We start from the raw sequence: 1,747 nt of genomic DNA, 5'->3' as shown, positions 1-1,747 counted from the left end.
CTGCCAGTTAATGCGGGATAAAATAAATCATGTTAAAAAGAGGGTCTTCAAATGGAGCATCAAACCCATTATTTTCTTGCACTGGCACTTCCATCAGAGACAAAAGAGTTATTATACAAATGGCGGGAAATGCTTGAAACAAGGCTGCTCTTTAAGTCTTGGGTCCACCCAGAGGATTTACATATAACGCTTGCTTTTTTGGGAGGGCAGGCATCATTTAAACAGCTAACGGCAATCAAAAAAGAAATGCCCGAAATTGCTAAAAAACACGAAAACTTTACTCTTCAATTAAATGGATTAGGCATCTTTGGAAAATCAGATTCGCCACGAATCTTATGGGCGGGGGTAGAGGAAAGCCAGTTTTTACGTGTACTGCAAAGAGATGTTTATGAAGCATGTACAGATTTGGGCTTTTCCATCGATAAGCGGACATTTACCCCGCATATTACAATGGCGAGAAAATGGAATTCAGAAAATCCATTTTTACCAACACAGCTAAAGGGAATTGTACAACCCAAAGAAGATAAATCAATCATAAAAGCGGAGCATTTTGTGTTATACCAAACCCACCTGAACCGAACGCCAAAGTATCAGCCATTATCTATTTTTTCATTGAGTTAAAAAGGGGAATATTCAATGAGATATGTTAAGATTGGAATTCAAGTCGCCATTTTATATTTAATCTATTGGTTAGGAACGTTGATAAAAGGGCTTTTACATACGTCTATTCCCGGAAGTATTATTGGGATGATATTGTTGTTCATATTGTTGCAAACAAAGGTAATTAAAGAAAAATGGCTTGGGGACGGAGCACAATTTTTACTCACCTATTTGGCGCTTCTTTTTGTGCCAGCAACTGTCGGAATCATGGATTACTTATCCTTTTTTAATGGGAAAGGCATTATAACGGTAGCTATTGTGTTGTTGAGCACATTTTTAGTTATGCTAATCTCAAGTGTTGTCGGTGAAAAAATGGCGACTAGGAAAAAGCAAAGCAAGAATATTGGGGAGGATTACGGGGCATGAATTTGGCTTTCGCAATTGCTTCAATCGTTTTTACGATTGTTATTTTCCTATCGATGACAAGGCTGTATAAACGAAATACTCACCCATTACTTGTACCCATTGCAACGACTACCTTTGTAACCCTTATCTTCTTACTTATTTTCTCTATTCCATATGAAACTTATATGTTGGGTGGAAAATGGATTGATGAGCTACTTGGTCCTGCCGTTGTGGCATTGGCCTATCCCTTATATCAAAATCGCAAATCTCTAAAAGAATTTTTCATGCCCATTATAATAGGTGTCTTTATTGGTTCAACGACGGGAATTGCAACAGGGATTTATTTTTCAAAAGTATTAGGAATTGATCCAGAAATTATCCATTCCATGGCTCCAAAATCTGTTACGACACCTGTTGCCATGGATATTGCAAGTGTAACAGGTGGAGTGCCATCACTTGCAGCAGTATACGTCATGATCGCTGGAATATCAGGTGCCATGTTTGGTCCATTACTCTTAAAAATGGTGAAGGTCAATCATTTTGTAGGAGTTGGTTTAGGGTTTGGGACCGCATCACATGGAATTGGAACATCAAGGGCATTGGAAATTGGCACAAACGAAGGAGCAATTAGTTCGATTGCAATGATCTTAAGCGCTGTATATACGTCTATCATCTTGCCATTATTGGTTTCTCTTTTTCTATAGGATTATGTCTAGCACCAGGAGCCATCGGCACGAGGTCA

The 1,747-nt window shown here is 38.6% G+C and carries 3 protein-coding genes; all 3 read left to right on the top strand.

All coding sequences use genetic code 11. From position 1 onward, the window contains the following. Positions 1–51 precede the first annotated feature (51 nt). Genes thpR through V7147_RS01890 form a run of 3 tightly spaced genes read left to right on the top strand, consistent with a single transcriptional unit; the run spans position 52 to position 1,709 of the window. Positions 52–621 carry an RNA 2',3'-cyclic phosphodiesterase gene (thpR, locus tag V7147_RS01900; RefSeq protein WP_335366165.1) on the top strand — a complete coding sequence of 190 codons (570 nt, stop codon included), beginning with the start codon at positions 52–54 and terminating at the stop codon, positions 619–621. A gap of 15 nt (positions 622–636) precedes the next feature. Next, complete coding sequence (locus V7147_RS01895) at positions 637–1,026, top strand: CidA/LrgA family protein (protein ID WP_335366164.1); 390 nt, start codon at positions 637–639, stop codon at positions 1,024–1,026. Further along, complete coding sequence (locus V7147_RS01890; protein ID WP_335366163.1) at positions 1,023–1,709, top strand: LrgB family protein; 687 nt, start codon at positions 1,023–1,025, stop codon at positions 1,707–1,709. Before V7147_RS01895 ends, V7147_RS01890 begins: the two co-directional genes overlap by 4 nt. Positions 1,710–1,747 lie beyond the last annotated feature (38 nt).

Source organism: Bacillus sp. JJ1521, from assembly GCF_036965165.1.
GTDB lineage: Bacteria > Bacillota > Bacilli > Bacillales > Bacillaceae_L > Ferdinandcohnia.
This window is presented reverse-complemented; position numbering and strand designations above follow the sequence as displayed.

Excerpts from the sequence above, each read along its gene's own strand:
- V7147_RS01895 (WP_335366164.1), top strand. The coding sequence starts at position 637 with ATGAGATATGTTAAGATTGGAATTCAAGTCGCCATTTTATATTTAATC.
- thpR (WP_335366165.1), top strand. The coding sequence starts at position 52 with ATGGAGCATCAAACCCATTATTTTCTTGCACTGGCACTTCCATCAGAG.
- V7147_RS01890 (WP_335366163.1), top strand. The coding sequence starts at position 1,023 with ATGAATTTGGCTTTCGCAATTGCTTCAATCGTTTTTACGATTGTTATT.